This is a genomic window from Kitasatospora sp. NPDC057595, assembly GCF_042800875.1.
In the GTDB taxonomy this organism is placed as follows: Bacteria; Actinomycetota; Actinomycetes; order Streptomycetales; family Streptomycetaceae; genus Kitasatospora.
Genome location: NZ_JBHVGL010000008.1, coordinates 76,935 through 90,284, shown reverse-complemented (window position 1 = coordinate 90,284; position 13,350 = coordinate 76,935). Strand labels below are relative to the sequence as shown.

Annotated in this window: 15 protein-coding genes; 7 read left to right on the top strand and 8 right to left on the bottom strand. The window is 74.1% G+C overall.

Annotated elements, in window-relative coordinates; all coding sequences use genetic code 11:
* Positions 1-71 precede the first annotated feature (71 nt).
* From ACFU9E_RS14800 to ACFU9E_RS14780, 5 genes are all read right to left on the bottom strand, one after another.
* Complete coding sequence (locus ACFU9E_RS14800) at positions 72-551, bottom strand: hypothetical protein (RefSeq protein ID WP_380687214.1); 480 nt, start codon at positions 549-551, stop codon at positions 72-74.
* 366 nt (positions 552-917) lie between these two features.
* Positions 918-1,793, bottom strand: coding sequence for an alkaline phosphatase family protein (locus ACFU9E_RS14795; RefSeq protein ID WP_380687212.1), 876 nt, complete (start codon positions 1,791-1,793; stop codon positions 918-920).
* A gap of 187 nt (positions 1,794-1,980) precedes the next feature.
* Complete coding sequence (locus ACFU9E_RS14790; protein WP_380687218.1) at positions 1,981-2,790, bottom strand: ATP-grasp domain-containing protein; 810 nt, start codon at positions 2,788-2,790, stop codon at positions 1,981-1,983.
* Positions 2,791-2,801: 11 nt separating this feature from the next.
* Positions 2,802-3,188, bottom strand: coding sequence for an ADP-ribosylation/crystallin J1 (locus tag ACFU9E_RS14785; RefSeq protein ID WP_380687210.1), 387 nt, complete (start codon positions 3,186-3,188; stop codon positions 2,802-2,804).
* 80 nt (positions 3,189-3,268) lie between these two features.
* Complete coding sequence (locus tag ACFU9E_RS14780) at positions 3,269-4,459, bottom strand: acyl-CoA dehydrogenase family protein (protein ID WP_380687208.1); 1,191 nt, start codon at positions 4,457-4,459, stop codon at positions 3,269-3,271.
* A 202-nt stretch (positions 4,460-4,661) separates the two neighbouring features.
* Between ACFU9E_RS14780 and ACFU9E_RS14775 the strand changes: the two genes are divergently transcribed.
* Positions 4,662-5,288, top strand: coding sequence for a GNAT family N-acetyltransferase (locus tag ACFU9E_RS14775; RefSeq protein WP_380687206.1), 627 nt, complete (start codon positions 4,662-4,664; stop codon positions 5,286-5,288).
* A 43-nt stretch (positions 5,289-5,331) separates the two neighbouring features.
* On the top strand, positions 5,332-5,661 hold the full coding sequence (locus tag ACFU9E_RS14770) for a hypothetical protein (RefSeq protein WP_380687204.1): 330 nt from the start codon (positions 5,332-5,334) through the stop codon (positions 5,659-5,661).
* 101 nt (positions 5,662-5,762) lie between these two features.
* On the opposite strand, the gene ACFU9E_RS14765 is transcribed toward ACFU9E_RS14770, so the two are convergent.
* Positions 5,763-6,071, bottom strand: coding sequence for an AzlD domain-containing protein (locus ACFU9E_RS14765; protein WP_380715037.1), 309 nt, complete (start codon positions 6,069-6,071; stop codon positions 5,763-5,765).
* Positions 6,071-6,817 carry an AzlC family ABC transporter permease gene (locus ACFU9E_RS14760; protein WP_380688979.1) on the bottom strand — a complete coding sequence of 249 codons (747 nt, stop codon included), beginning with the start codon at positions 6,815-6,817 and terminating at the stop codon, positions 6,071-6,073. Before ACFU9E_RS14760 ends, ACFU9E_RS14765 begins: the two co-directional genes overlap by 1 nt.
* 69 nt (positions 6,818-6,886) lie before the next feature.
* On the opposite strand from ACFU9E_RS14760, the gene ACFU9E_RS14755 reads away from it, so the two are divergent.
* The 3 genes from ACFU9E_RS14755 to ACFU9E_RS14745 all read left to right on the top strand — a co-directional run bounded on the left by ACFU9E_RS14755 (position 6,887) and on the right by ACFU9E_RS14745 (position 10,044).
* Positions 6,887-7,465 (top strand): helix-turn-helix domain-containing protein, encoded by a 579-nt coding sequence (locus ACFU9E_RS14755; RefSeq protein WP_380688977.1) that lies wholly within the window; start codon positions 6,887-6,889, stop codon positions 7,463-7,465.
* Positions 7,466-7,710: 245 nt separating this feature from the next.
* Positions 7,711-8,439 (top strand): carbon-nitrogen hydrolase family protein, encoded by a 729-nt coding sequence (locus ACFU9E_RS14750; RefSeq protein ID WP_380688975.1) that lies wholly within the window; start codon positions 7,711-7,713, stop codon positions 8,437-8,439.
* Between the two features lie 201 nt (positions 8,440-8,640).
* The gene (locus ACFU9E_RS14745) at positions 8,641-10,044 is read left to right on the top strand and encodes a class II fumarate hydratase (protein ID WP_380688984.1); all 1,404 of its coding nucleotides are present in this window, start codon (positions 8,641-8,643) and stop codon (positions 10,042-10,044) included.
* A 158-nt stretch (positions 10,045-10,202) separates the two neighbouring features.
* On the opposite strand, the gene ACFU9E_RS14740 is transcribed toward ACFU9E_RS14745, so the two are convergent.
* Positions 10,203-10,673, bottom strand: coding sequence for an SPW repeat protein (locus ACFU9E_RS14740; protein ID WP_380689695.1), 471 nt, complete (start codon positions 10,671-10,673; stop codon positions 10,203-10,205).
* 199 nt (positions 10,674-10,872) lie between these two features.
* Here ACFU9E_RS14740 and ACFU9E_RS14735 point away from each other — a divergent pair, with 199 nt between their 5' ends.
* Entirely contained in the window at positions 10,873-11,451 is a 579-nt protein-coding gene (locus ACFU9E_RS14735) for a PadR family transcriptional regulator (protein WP_380689697.1), read from the top strand.
* 78 nt (positions 11,452-11,529) lie between these two features.
* Positions 11,530-13,230, top strand: coding sequence for an acyl-CoA dehydrogenase family protein (locus ACFU9E_RS14730; protein ID WP_380689699.1), 1,701 nt, complete (start codon positions 11,530-11,532; stop codon positions 13,228-13,230).
* The last annotated feature ends 120 nt before the right edge of the window (positions 13,231-13,350 follow it).

The following is a 13,350-nucleotide window of genomic DNA, read 5'->3' as shown; positions in this document are numbered from 1 at the left end:
GACCGCCGACAGTCGGGGGTCGGCCGCCCTGCCGCCGCCCGGCGGAGCGGCCCGACCCCGGTGACGGCGTCTCAGCGTGCGAGCCGTTCGGCCCGCAGGGCGGCCTGGACGGCGGCGCCGTCCTGCCAGGCGAAGATCTGGTTGCCGGTCAGGGCGACGGTGTAGTGGCCGCAGGAGCCGGTGGCCCTGGCCGTGATCCCCTCCGGGAACCAGCCCGCCCTGAGCGAGGCCGGCGCCGGGTGGCCGCCCTTGCCGGGTTCGCCCGTGCGGCAGCCGACGGGCAGGCGCCCCTCCGGGAGGGTGGCGGTCAGCAGGCGGTCGTCGCCGGTGGTGGACATCAGGTAGCGGACGGACGAGGCGTTGTCGGGCAGCCAGCCCGGTACGGCGCGCCGGTCGGCCTTGGCCGCGCTGCCGCTGCTGTAGCTGGACTGCTCCTGGTGCCGGCCGTCGTACCACTCGGCCACCCTCGGCCCGACCGCCACGGCCGCGACGGCGACGGCCATGCCGGTGCCCGCCACTCCGAGTGCGATCTTGCCTGCGATGCCGTTCATGCCCGCCCGTCCTTTTCCCTCGTGGTGCTGCTGTGGTGCTGTGGTGCCGTTCCGCCGCGCCGCGCGGCGTTCGCCTCACCGGCTCCGGGACCCGCCCCCGGTCGTCTTCCATCCTGGTGCCCGCCGGGGTGCCGGAGCGTCACCGGAAGGTCGCGACCTTCCGCCGCCCTTGGGGGGTAGCTCCTCCACCTTGAGGCGTACGCGCGCCCGGCCGCTCTCGGGGTTTCCCCCGGTCGAGCCTGGCCCGTCGCGGCCGGCGGCGCAGCCCGGCCGCACCCGCCCGGGTGTCGGCGGGTGCGTCGGCCACCCGGTTGCCGGATACTGCCGGACCCGGCCGCGACGGACGGCGGCGGGCGTCGCCGGCGATCAGGGCGCCGCCACGGGGACGGCGAGCGGGAAGGGCCGCCCGTCCAGGGTCCAGTGCGGGTCGATCGGGCGGCCGAGCGCGGCGTACACCTGGGCGGCGACGTCGGGGTGTCGGATCTCGCCGACGGGCGGGGCGGCCGGGATGCCGGGGCCGGCGCAGGCGACCCAGGCGGTGCGCTCCTCGGGCGTGCGCCCGCCGTGGCCGCCGGCGTCGACGTGGCCGTGGTCGGTGACGACGATGACCGTCCAGGCCTCCTCGGCGTACCCGGGCCGGGCGCGCAGCGCGTCCAGCAGCCGGCCGAGGCGCTCGTCGGCGGCCCGCATCCCGGCGCGGTACTCCTCGCCGCAGCCGAGGAAGTGGGCGGTCTCGTCGACGGCGCCGAGGTAGACGAAGGAGGCCTCGGGGTCGGCGTCGCGCAGCACGTCGACGGCCTCCCGGGTGACCTCCTCGTCCACGGCCTCCCACGCCTCGGGGGTGTCGTCGGCGGGGGCCACGTAGCAGAGCCGGCCGGGGGCGCGGAACAGCGGACCGCCGGACACGCCGATGACCAGCGGGTCCCAGCCGGCGGCGACGAAGGTGCTGCGGTGGTCGCCGCGGGCCAGCCGGGTGGTGAAGTCGGGGAAGACGTCGAGCCGGTTGCCGCCCAGGTGGTTGCCCCACACGCCGTGCTTGGCGGGCTCGACGCCGGTGACGATGGTGGCCCAGCACGGGCCGGACATGGTGGGCGTGGTGTCCGCCACCGTCACGGGCACGAGGAACCCGGCGTCGGCGACCTCCGCGAGCCTCGGCATCGGCACCTGCTCCAGCAGGTCGTACCGGACGCCGTCGATCCCGACGACGAGGACCCGGGGGCGCGGCAGCGGCGGTGTGGACATGAGGGGCGGTTCCTTTCACGGTGCGGGTGCCGACCGCCTCCGCGGCGGGGCGGGTGCCGGCGACCGCGCCATGCTTCACTCCCCGCCGGACCGCCGGGTGTCCTGCAAGGGACGGCCGGGTGGACGGGCGGCGTCCGGAATCCCCCGGTCCGCAATGCCCCCGTCCGCAGACGGCCCGCGGCGGAGCTCACGCGTGCCGGTCGGCGCGGCGTACGAAGCGCCGGTCGGCGGCCCGCACCGCTCCGGCCGGGCCCGCCGCACGGAGCACGACGTCCAGGACGCTCGCCGGATCGGCGGCGTAGCAGTGGGCGAACCACGGCAGGTTGGCCTCGACCACGGCCCACCGCTCGGCCGGGTCGTAGGGGTCGAGCAGCGTCCCGACGTCGAGGGCGACGGCGCTGGGCAGGCTCGGCCCGACGGCGGCGAGCAGCCGCCGGGCGAACGCGACGGCCGGCCCGGTGAGCGGGCCGGGGTCGAGCCGGCCGAAGCGGGCGTAGCGGCTGCCGGTGCGCACGGCGCCGTCGAGGACGAAGAGCCGGTACTCCGCGCCGAACGTCACCGGGTCGCTGACCAGGACGGGTGTGTCGGGGCCGATCCGCTCGCCGGTGCGCGGCAGGCGGCCGCCGTCGGCGTAGACGGCGGGCGGCAGCGACTTGTCGGCGGGCGGTTTGACGAAGGCCGGGCGGCGCAGCGTCCAGGCCTCGGCGAGCGTGGTCAGTTCGATCCGGCGGCCGGTGAACTCCTCGGGCAGGGCGGCGAGCCAGTCGTCGGCCGGTTCGAGCGGGGCGAGATCGAGACGGTCGGCGATCCGGTCGGCGGCGAACGGTCCGCCGTACCAGTGGACCGGCCGGCCGGCCAGTCGGTCGACGGTGCCGTCGCCGGTCAGAACGGCGGTGGCCAGCCCGCGGGCGGCGGCGGCCTCGGTGAGCAGCGCCGTCGTGCTGGTGGCCTGGGCCGAGGTCAGGAGGACCGGAGCCGTCGTGCCCGGCGCCGTCATGAGCGGGGCCGTCACGACCGGGGCCGGAACTCGTGGACCACCTCGATGCGTCCGACCAGGTGGCGGTTGAACTCGGGCAGCTCCTCGGCGGGGACCCAGAGTTCGAGGATGGTGCGGCCGCCGGCCTGGCGGACGGGGTAGCGGGTGAGGAAGGCGGTGTCGACCTCGAAGCGGGTGACGTAGCCGACGCCGGAGGCGGGCACGTTCCAGTCACGGGCGATGCGGATCGCGTAGTCCTCGTTCAGCACCGGGTAGAAGATCGGCTGATCGGGCAGGCGCGGCGGCCAGGCGCGCCAGTCCGCCGCTTCGACCAGGGCCAGCTCCTGAGGGCCGGTCGGGCGCCAGAGCGTGGTCGTCGCGGTGGTGGTGCTGGTGGGCGGGTTCGTCGGGCCGTTCATGGGCAGGACGTTAGCCATGAACGGCCCCGGACCGGTACCGGTTTTCGTGCCGGGAGAGGTCCGCGATCAGGGATCAGCGGTCAGCGGTAGGCGGACTCGCCGGTGATGGCCTCGCCGAGGACGAGGGTGTGGATCTCGCTGGTGCCCTCGTAGGTGAGCACCGACTCCAGGTTGTTGGCGTGCCGCAGGACCGGGTAGGCGGTGGTGATGCCGTTGGCGCCGAGCACGGTGCGGGCGCTGCGGGCGATCTCCAGGGCGGCGCGCACGTTGTTGAGCTTGCCGAAGCTGATGTGCGCCGCCCGGGCCGCTCCCTCGTCCTTGAGGCGGCCGATCCGCAGCGCGACCAGGTAGGCCTTCTCGACCTCCAGCATCATCTCGACGAGCTTCTGCTGGGTGAGCTGGAACCCGGCGATCGGGCGGTCGAACTGGACGCGGCTCTTGGCGTAGTCGAGGGCGGAGGTGTAGCAGTCGCGGGCCGCGCCGACGGTGCCCCAGAGGATCCCGTAGCGGGCCTCGTTGAGGGAGGAGAGCGGTCCGCGCAGGCCGGTGACGCCGGGCAGCGCGGCGTCGGCGGGCAGGAGGACGTCGTCGAAGGCGAGGGCGCTGGTCACCGAGGCGCGCAGGGACAGCTTGCCGGACACGTCGGTGGTGGTGAAGCCGGGCGTGCCGGGTTCGACCAGGAAGCCGCGCACGCCGTCCTCGGTCTGCGCCCAGACGACCGCGACGTCGGAGATGCCGCCGTTGGTGATCCACATCTTGGAGCCGGAGAGCACCCAGTCCGCGCCCTCGCCGGCGCCCTTGCGACGGGCCCGGGTGCGCATGTTGGCGGGGTCGGAGCCGAAGTCCGGTTCGGTGAGGGCGAAGCAGCCGATCAGCTCACCGGCGGCGAGGCCGGGCAGCCAGCGCTGCTTCTGCTCCTCGGAGCCGAAGGCGTGGATGGAGCGCATGGCCAGCGAGCCCTGGACGGACACGAAGCTGCGCAGACCGGAGTCGGCGGCCTCCAGTTCCATGCAGGCCACGCCGTACGCGACGGCGCTGGAGCCGGTGCAGCCGTAGCCGTCGAGGTGCATGCCGAGCACGCCGAGGGCGCCGAGTTCGGGGGCGAGTTCACGGGCGGGGAAGACGCCGCGCTCGAACCAGTCGCCGATGTGGGGGCGGATCCGGTCGTCGGCGAACCTGCGCACGGTGTCGCGGACGAGGCGCTCCTCGTCGGTGAGCAGGTCGCCGACGGCGAGCAGGTCGGCGGGGTCGATCCTGGGCGGCTTCGCCACGGGGGCTCCTTGTACTCTCGGCGGGGTGAACGACCGGGCGCGGACGACCGGGCGCGGACGGTCATGCGCGGACGACCATGCGCGGACTCCAGGCGGACGGCGGGGTGCGGATGCCGGGCCCGGAGACCCGGCGCGGCGCCGGGTACCGGCGAGTATGGCGCACCGGGCCGCTCGCGGACCGGCCGCGGACGAAGGAGTGAGCATGTACACAATCCGGCTGCTGACGGCGGAGGAGTTGCACGGCTCGGCGGAGCAGTTGGGCGGGTTGCTGGCGGACACCGTCGACGGCGGCGCCTCGGTCGGCTTCCTCGCCCCGCTCGACCGGGCCGCGGCGGCCGACTGGTGGCGGGCGCTGGCTCCGGACGTGGCCGAAGAGCGGCTGCTGCTCTGGGTCGCCGAGGCGGACGGGGCCGCGGGCACCGGCGGGACGGACGAGCCGGGGAAGGCGGACGGCGCGGGGCGCGGCCGGATCGCCGGGACGGTGCAGCTGCGTCCGGCGGCCACGGCCAACGGCCGACACCGGGCGGACGTCGCCAAGCTGATGGTGCACCGGGCGGACCGGGGGCAAGGGCTGGCCGGCCGGCTGCTCGCGGCACTGGAGGCGGCGGCCGTCGAGCGCGGGCTGCGGACGCTGGTGCTGGACACCGAGACCGGCAGCCCCGCCGAGCGGATGTACGCGGCGGCGGGCTGGAGCAGGGTCGGCACGGTGCCGGACTTCGCAACCGATCCGGCGGGGGTGCCGTGCGCGACGACCATCTTCTACAAGCCTGTGCAGGGTGCCGACGGCCGGCCGGCAGGCAGGGCCCGGACGGCCGCGTCGCTAGGATGACGCCTCCGCGTACGGACGGACGACGAGGCGTGAGGGGTGGACCGTGGGGCGTTGGGCCGTGGTCGTGCAGGAGACCGAGGGCATCGGGGAGAACCGGATCTGGGGCCCCAAAGTGCTCGCCGAGGTCGAGGGCGACCGGGAGGACGCGCTCGCCGAGCTGCGGCGGATCGTTCCGACGTACACCCCGCAGCACCCGTTCAACGCCCGTAGGCGCCGGCTGTTGCGGGACGGCGACGACTACCTGTTGATCACCCAGGGGACGATGCGGGACTACCACTGCGTCTTCAAGGTGTGGGAGCTGCTGTGGGACAGCGAGCGGCCCGAGGTGCAGCGGGAGCGGCTCGCGGCGGCGGCCGAGGACGACGCGGGCTGACCGGCGGTACCGGTCGTCCGGCCGACCGGCCGGACGACCCGGCGGGCGCCTCCGCGGACTCCCCCGCCGATGCCCCGACGGACGGGCGCCCCGGCGGGCCGTCAGGAGACGCCGCTGAGGCGGAGCACCGCCGTGGTCGCGGCAGCCGCGACCACCACCAGCGGGAACGGCGCGCGCCGCAGGGCGAGGACGCCGGCGACCAGCACGCCGGCCGGCCGGGCCCACCCGGCGAAGCCGTGGTCCTGGGTGAACGCGCCGGTGGCCACCAGGGCGACCAGCAGCACGGCGGCGGCGACGGCGAGCAGGTGGCGCAGGCGCTCGGAGACGGTGAGCCGGTCGCCGAGCAGGGGCCCGGCGAGCCGGAAGGCGTAGGTGCCGGCGGCCAGCAGCAGGATGGCGGTCAGGGGCATCAGCGGACCTCCTTGGTGAGCGGCACGGCCTGCGGCGCGGTGCCGGCTGCCGCCTCCGGTTCCGCCGGTTCCGCCGGTGCGGCCGGGCGCCCGGCGAACAGCAGTCCGGCCAGCGCCAGCAGGACCGGCAGGCCCGCCGGGACGTACGGCGTGGCGGCCACGGCGACGACCGCGCCGACCAGGGCGGCGGTGCGGGTGCGGCGGTCGCCGAGCGCGGGCAGGACGAGGGCGAGAAGCACGGCGGGGAAGGCGGCGTCCAGGCCCAGGGCGTCGGTGTCGCCGATCAGCCCGCCGGCCACCCCGCCGATCACCACGGAGACGTTCCATATGACGAACAGCGCGAGGCCGCAAACCCAGTACGCCGCCCGGCGCCGTCGCGGGTCGGACTCCAGCAGGGTGAACGCGGCGGACTCGTCGGTCAGCAGCTGGGCGCCGAGCAGCCTGCGCCACCGGGGGCCGCCCAGCGCGTCGGCGACGGTGAACCCGAAGGGCAGCAGGCGGGCGTTGAGGACGAGGCCGGTGACGACGGCGGCCGGCGCGCCACCGCCGGCGAGCACGATGCCGACGGCGGCGAACTGCGCGCCGCCGGCGAAGACCAGCACGGACATCGCGACGGGCACCCAGAGCGGGAGGCCCCCGGAGACGGAGATCGCCCCGAAGGAGGCACCGACCAGGGCGTCCGCGACGCAGACCAGGGCGATGTCCCGGAGGGTGGCACGTTCGAGGGTTCGGAGGAGCGAACGCATGTCCAGTAGAGTGAACGCAACCGGGGTCGTTCGTCAAGGCGAACGCCTGAACGTGTGGAGCGAACGCGGATGAGTGGAAACAGTGGCGGCGGCCCCACCGGGAGCGAGCTGATCGAGCTGATCGCGGCCTCGATCCGGCGCGAGCGCGAGCGTGCCGGGCTGTCGATGGCCGAGCTGGCCCGTCGGGCGGGGATCGCCAAGTCGACGCTCTCGCAACTGGAATCGGGCGCCGGCAACCCGAGCGTCGAGACGCTCTGGGCGCTCGGCGTCGCCCTGGACGTGCCGTTCAGCCGGTTGGTCGACCCGCCGCGACCGGTGGTCCGGGTGGTGCGGGCCGGCGAGGGCCCGGTCACCCATTCGGAGCGGGCCGACTACGCCGCGACCCTGCTCGCTTCCTGCCCGCCGGGGGCCCGGCGCGACGTCTACCGGATCGACGCCGAGCCGGGCGAGACCCGGGCCTCCGACCCGCACATGCCGGGCACCGTCGAGCACGTGCTGCTGGGCGCCGGTCGGGCGCTGGCCGGGCCGACGCAGGCACCCGTCGAACTGGGCCCGGGCGACTACGTCAGTTACCCCGGTGACGCCCCGCACGTGTTCCGGGCCCTGGCGCCGGGCACCCTCGCGGTGATCGTGATGGAGCACGTCTGACCTGCCCGACGCACCGTCGGCGACCGCAGCGGTGACGGTAGCGGTGTCGGTGTCGGTGTCGGTGTCGGTGGTGACGGCGACGGCGACGGCGACCTCGGCGGCAGCCTCGGTCGGAGCTTCGGGAGTCGGCCGGCAAGGGCGTTGCCGAGAATGTTCACTCGAAGCAATGAACCTTGCCGGATTTCTCGGTGCGCTCATAGGTTGATCGTGATCGCCGTCCCCGATCAGTCTCCGGAGGCCCCACCGTGCCCGCGCCCGCTCCCCTGACCGTTGCCGTCGCCCAGCCCGCCTGCCACCCGTCGGGGCTGCCCGACACCGTCGCGGCCAACGTCGAGCGCCACGCCGCCGCCGTGCGCGCGGCCGGCAGGGCGCGCCTGGTGGCGTTCCCGGAGCTCTCGCTCACCGGCTACGACCTGGCCGCGCCCGCCCTCGACCCGTCCGACGAGCGCCTGGCGCCGCTGGTCGCGGCCTGCGCCGAAACCGGCGCCACGGCCCTGGTCGGCGCGCCGGTCGCCGGGGAGGACGGCCGCGAGTACATCGCCACGATCGCCGTCACCGGCGCGGGCGCTTCGGTGGTCTGCCGCAAGACGAACCTCTACGGGAGCGAGGGCGAGCGCTTCGCCTCCGCCGACCGGCCCTCCGTCCTGGAGCTGGACGGCTGGCGGCTGGGCCTGGCGATCTGCGCGGACGCCGCCGACCCCGGCCACGCGAAGCAGCTGGTCGAGCTCGGCGCCGACGCCTACGTCGCCTCGACGCTGTACGGGGCGGGCGCCGAGGCGCTGGCCACCAAGGAGGCCCGGTACCCGGCGCGCGCGGCGGACAACGGCGTCTGGGTGGTGCTGGCCACCGCCGCCGGGCCGAGCGGCGAGTTCGCGGCGAGTTCGGGCGGCTCGGGCGTCTGGGCACCGGACGGCACCGAGGTCGTCAAGGCGGGCACGGCACCGGGCGAGGTCGTGACCGCCGTGCTGGGGTAGTCCCGGGCGCCCGCAGCCTCCTGTGGGCGCACGTGCCTGCGTGAGCGCCGGGGAGCACGTGCCCGCGTGAGCGCGGGGGGCGCGGAAATACCCGGGGCCCGCGCGCGGCTGTGGTGTGCGGAAACCGAACCCGGCGGACCGGGGCCCCCGACCCGAAGGGGGCCCGGTCCCGCCGGGACCGTTCAGGAGGTGCAGCGCACGATGGGTGACGAGCAGATGCCCGGCGGCTACCGGATCGAGCACGACTCGATGGGCGAGGTCAAGGTGCCCGCCGGGGCGAAGTGGCAGGCGCAGACGCAGCGGGCGGTGGAGAACTTCCCGGTGTCCGGCCAGCGCCTGGAGCGGGCGCACATCGCCGCGCTGGCCCGGATCAAGGCCGCCGCCGCGCGGGTCAACGCCCGGCTCGGCGTGCTGGACGAGGAGACCGCCGCCGCGATCGTCTCCGCGGCCGAGGAGGTGGCGGCGGGCCGCTGGGACGCCGAGTTCCCGGTGGACGTCTTCCAGACCGGTTCGGGCACCTCGTCGAACATGAACACCAACGAGGTGATCGCCACCCTGGCCGGCGAGCGCCTCGGCCGTCCGGTCCATCCGAACGACCACGTCAACGCCAGCCAGTCGTCCAACGACGTCTTCCCGTCCTCGATCCACATCGCCGCCACCGCCGCCGTCAGCCACGAGCTGGTCCCGGCGCTGGAGCACCTGGCGGAGGCCCTGGAGCGCAAGGCGGCGGAGTTCGCGGACGTCGTCAAGGCGGGCCGCACCCACCTGATGGACGCCACGCCGGTCACCCTGGGCCAGGAGTTCGGCGGCTACGCGGCGCAGGTCCGGCACGGGCGGGAGCGGCTGCTCGCCACCCTCCCCCGGGTCGCCGAACTGCCGCTCGGCGGCACCGCGGTGGGCACCGGCATCAACACCCCGCCCGGGTTCGCGGCGGCGGTGATCGAGGAGGTCGCGCGTGCCACCGGGCTGCCGCTGACCGAGGCCCGCAACCACTTCGAGGCGCAGGGCGCGCGGGACGGCCTGGTCGAGCTGAGCGGCCAACTGCGCACCGTCGCCGTCGGGTTCACCAAGATCGCGAACGACCTGCGGTGGATGGGCTCGGGCCCGCGCACCGGCCTCGGCGAGCTGAACCTGCCGGACCTCCAGCCCGGCTCCTCGATCATGCCGGGCAAGGTGAACCCGGTGCTGCCCGAGGTGGTGCTGATGGTCGCGGCGCAGGTGATCGGCAACGACGCCACGGTCACGGTGGCCGGGGCGAGCGGCAACTTCGAGCTCAATGTGATGCTGCCGGTGATCGCCCGCAACGTCCTGGAGTCGGTCCGGCTGCTCGCCAACAGCGCCCGGCTGCTGGCCGACCGGGCGGTGGACGGCGTCACGGCCAACGCCGAACGGGCCCGGGAGTACGCGGAGTCCTCGCCGTCGGTGGTGACGCCGCTGAACCGGTACATCGGCTACGAGGAGGCGGCCAAGGTCGCGAAGCAGGCACTGGCCGAGCGCAAGACGATCCGCCAGGTCGTGCTGGAGCGCGGGTACGTCGAGCAGGGGCGGCTGAGCGTCGAGCAGCTGGACGAGGCGCTGGACGTGCTGCGGATGACCCGGCCGTAGCCGTCGCCGTCACTGGCGCCGCTGTTCGTCGGCGCCGGCCCCTGTCGGTCTCTGTCGGCCCACGCCGGCGGCCCACGCCGACACTCCGGACGCGCGCCCGGGGCGCGGAACGGGCGTTGCCGCCCTCCGCGCCCCGGGTGTCGGGCTTCCGGTGACCGTCAGCCCCTGGCCCGGCCGGCCCGGCCGCGCCGCATCGCTGCTCCGTTCGACGTCATGGTGGCCATCGAGATGGCGGCGAGTCCCAGCAGGAACATGACGGCACCCACGATCAGGCAGGTGACGATGTTCTTGCCCCGGTCCGCCCCGCCCGAGACGGCCCACGGGGAGATGATCGTCCACACGCCGAGCAGGGTGGCCGCCCAGGCCCGTGCGTGCGTGCGCTCGTACGCCGAGCCGTAGCCGGCCATCAGCACGCTGTAGGCGATGCCGACGATCAGGCAGGTGACGGTCAGCGTGTTGAACGCGGTGAAGCCGACGATCCACGGCGAGGCCGCCAGGAACAGACCGGCCAGAACGGCCAGGGCCTCGACGGCCTGGGCCCGCGGGGTCAGGGTGACCCGCTCGTACTGCTCCCGGAGTTCGACGATGTCCGGATGGTGCTCCATGCCCATCGGCGCTTGGGTCGACACCGATACCACCTCCTAGGTTTCGAACATGGAGGGCTCTAGCCCAGCTACCATTCTGGCGCCGTTAGACCGTTTTGCACCATTTCGCCCCGACGGCTACCCTGCCTCGCCCCCCGGGGCGGCCGGCGGAGCTGGTGACCTCCGTCTCACCGCGGACGGCCGCCCTTGCCTATGCAACTCGTTGCATAGCAGGATGCCGGTCATGGCACTGGAGCACGCGATCCTCGTCTCGCTGCTGGAACGGCCCGGCTCCGGCTACGAACTGGCCCGGCGCTTCGACCGGTCCATCGGCCGCTTCTGGACCGCCACCCACCAGCAGATCTACCGGGTGCTGCGGCGCATGGAGGCGGACGGCTGGGTCCGCGCCGAGGAGGTCGCCCAGGACGGCCGACCGGACAAGAAGGTCTACTCGGCGGCCCCTCCCGGCCGCGACGCGCTCGCCGCCTGGCTGCGCGAGCCCGTCGAACCGGAGACCGTCCGCCACGAGTTGGCCGTCCGGATCCGGGCGGCGGCCTTCGACGACCCGGCCGCACTGATCCCCGAGGTCGAGCGCCACCGGGAGGGCCACGCCGCCCTGCTCGCCCGCTATCTGCACGGTGAGCAGCGCGACTTCCCGGCCGCCGCGACCCCGGGGGCGCTCGACGCCGCGGAGCGGCTCCAGCACGTGGTGCTGCGCGGCGGCATCGAGTACGAGCGGATGACGCTCGCCTGGCTCGACGACGTGCTCGCCACCCTGCGCGAACTGGCCGACGGCCGCGACGCGCCCGGCGCCGGCCGCTGACCTCCCCGCTTCCACTCCCCCTCCGTTCTTCACCCCACCCCCGCCCTCACCCCCATCCTCGACCCCCGGGAGCCCGCGATGCTCTTCAACCCGCGCAGCTACGACCCCGCGCAGTTCGACGAGCCGACCCGCCGGCTGCTGCGCGCGACCGTGGACTGGTTCGAATCACGTGGCAAGAAGGCGCTGATCGACACCTACATCGACCGCGCCTGGTACGCCGACTTCCTCGAATTCGCCGCGAAGGAAGGCCTGTTCGCCGAGTTCCTGACGCCTTCCGCCGCCGACCCGGCCAAGCGCTGGGACACCGCCCGGATCGCCGAGCTGAACGAGATCCTCGGCTTCTACGGCCTCGGCTACTGGTACACCTGGCAGGTCACCATCCTGGGCCTGGGCCCGGTGTGGCAGAGCGAGAACGAGGCCGTCCGGGCGCGCGCCGCCCGTCTCCTGGCGGAGGGTCACGTCATGGCGTTCGGCCTCTCCGAGCGCGGCCACGGCGCCGACATCTACTCCACCGACATGATCCTCACCCCGGACGGCGAGGGCGGCTTCACCGCCACCGGCTCCAAGTACTACATCGGCAACGGCAATGTCGCCGGCCTGGTCTCGGTGTTCGGCCGCCGCTCGGACGTCGAGGGGCCGGAGGGCTACGTCTTCTTCGCCGCCGACAGCCGCCACGAGGCGTACCACCTGGTGAAGAACGTGGTGAACGCCCAGATGTACGTGAGCGAGTTCCGGTTGGAGGACTACCCGGTCCGCGCCGAGGACGTGCTGCACACCGGCAAGGCCGCCTTCGACGCCGCTCTGAACACCGTCAACGTCGGCAAGTTCAACCTGTGCACCGCGTCCGTCGGCATCTGCGAGCACGCGATGTACGAGGCCGTGACGCACGCCCACAACCGGGTGCTGTACGGCAAGCGGGTCACCGACTTCCCGCACGTGCGCCGCGAGTTGACCGACGCCTACGCGCGCCTGGTGGCGATGAAGCTGTTCGCCGCCCGCTCGGTGGACTACTTCCGCACCGCCTCCCCCGAGGACCGTCGCTACCTGCTCTTCAACCCGATGACCAAGATGAAGGTCACCACCGAGGGCGAGAAGGTCATCGACCTGATGTGGGACGTCATCGCGGCCAAGGGCTTCGAGGCGGACACCTACTTCGACAAGGCCGCCAAGGACATCCGCGGCCTTCCGAAGCTGGAGGGCACCGTCCACGTCAACCTGGCGCTGATCCTCAAGTTCATGGCCAACTACCTGTTCGACCCGGCCGAGTACGCCCCGGTGCCGACCCGGCAGGACGCCGCCGACGACGCGTTCCTGTTCCGGCAGGGACCGGCCCGCGGCCTCGGCACGATCCGCTTCCACGACTGGCGCGCCGCCTACGACGCGCACGGACACCTGCCGAACGTCGCCCGCTTCCGCGAACAGGCCGACGGATTCTGCGAGTTGCTGCTCAGCCACGCTCCGAGCGCGGAACAGCAGGCGGACCTCGACTTCCTGCTGGAGATCGGCCAGCTGTTCGCGCTGATCGTCTACGGGCAGCTGGTGCTGGAACAGGCGACGCTCACCGGGCTGGACGCGGACCTGCTGGACCAGGTCTTCGACGCGCTGGTGCGGGACTTCTCCGCGCACGCCACCGAGTTGCACGGCAAGGCGTCCGCCACCGAGGCCCAGGCGGCATGGGCGCTGGCGCACGTGCGCCGCCCGGTCGCGGACGGCGCGCGGGCGGCGAAGGTGTGGGGCATGGTCGAGGCACTCTCGGGCGCGTACGAGATGGCTCCGTAGCCGAGCCGGGCCTGCGCGGTGGCCGGGCCCGGGCCCGCCCCCCCCGGGGCCCGTGAGGGTTAACAAACAGTGGCAGCCCCGCCTAGGGGGGGGGTTTATATCGGTGGGTGTGGCATGTAG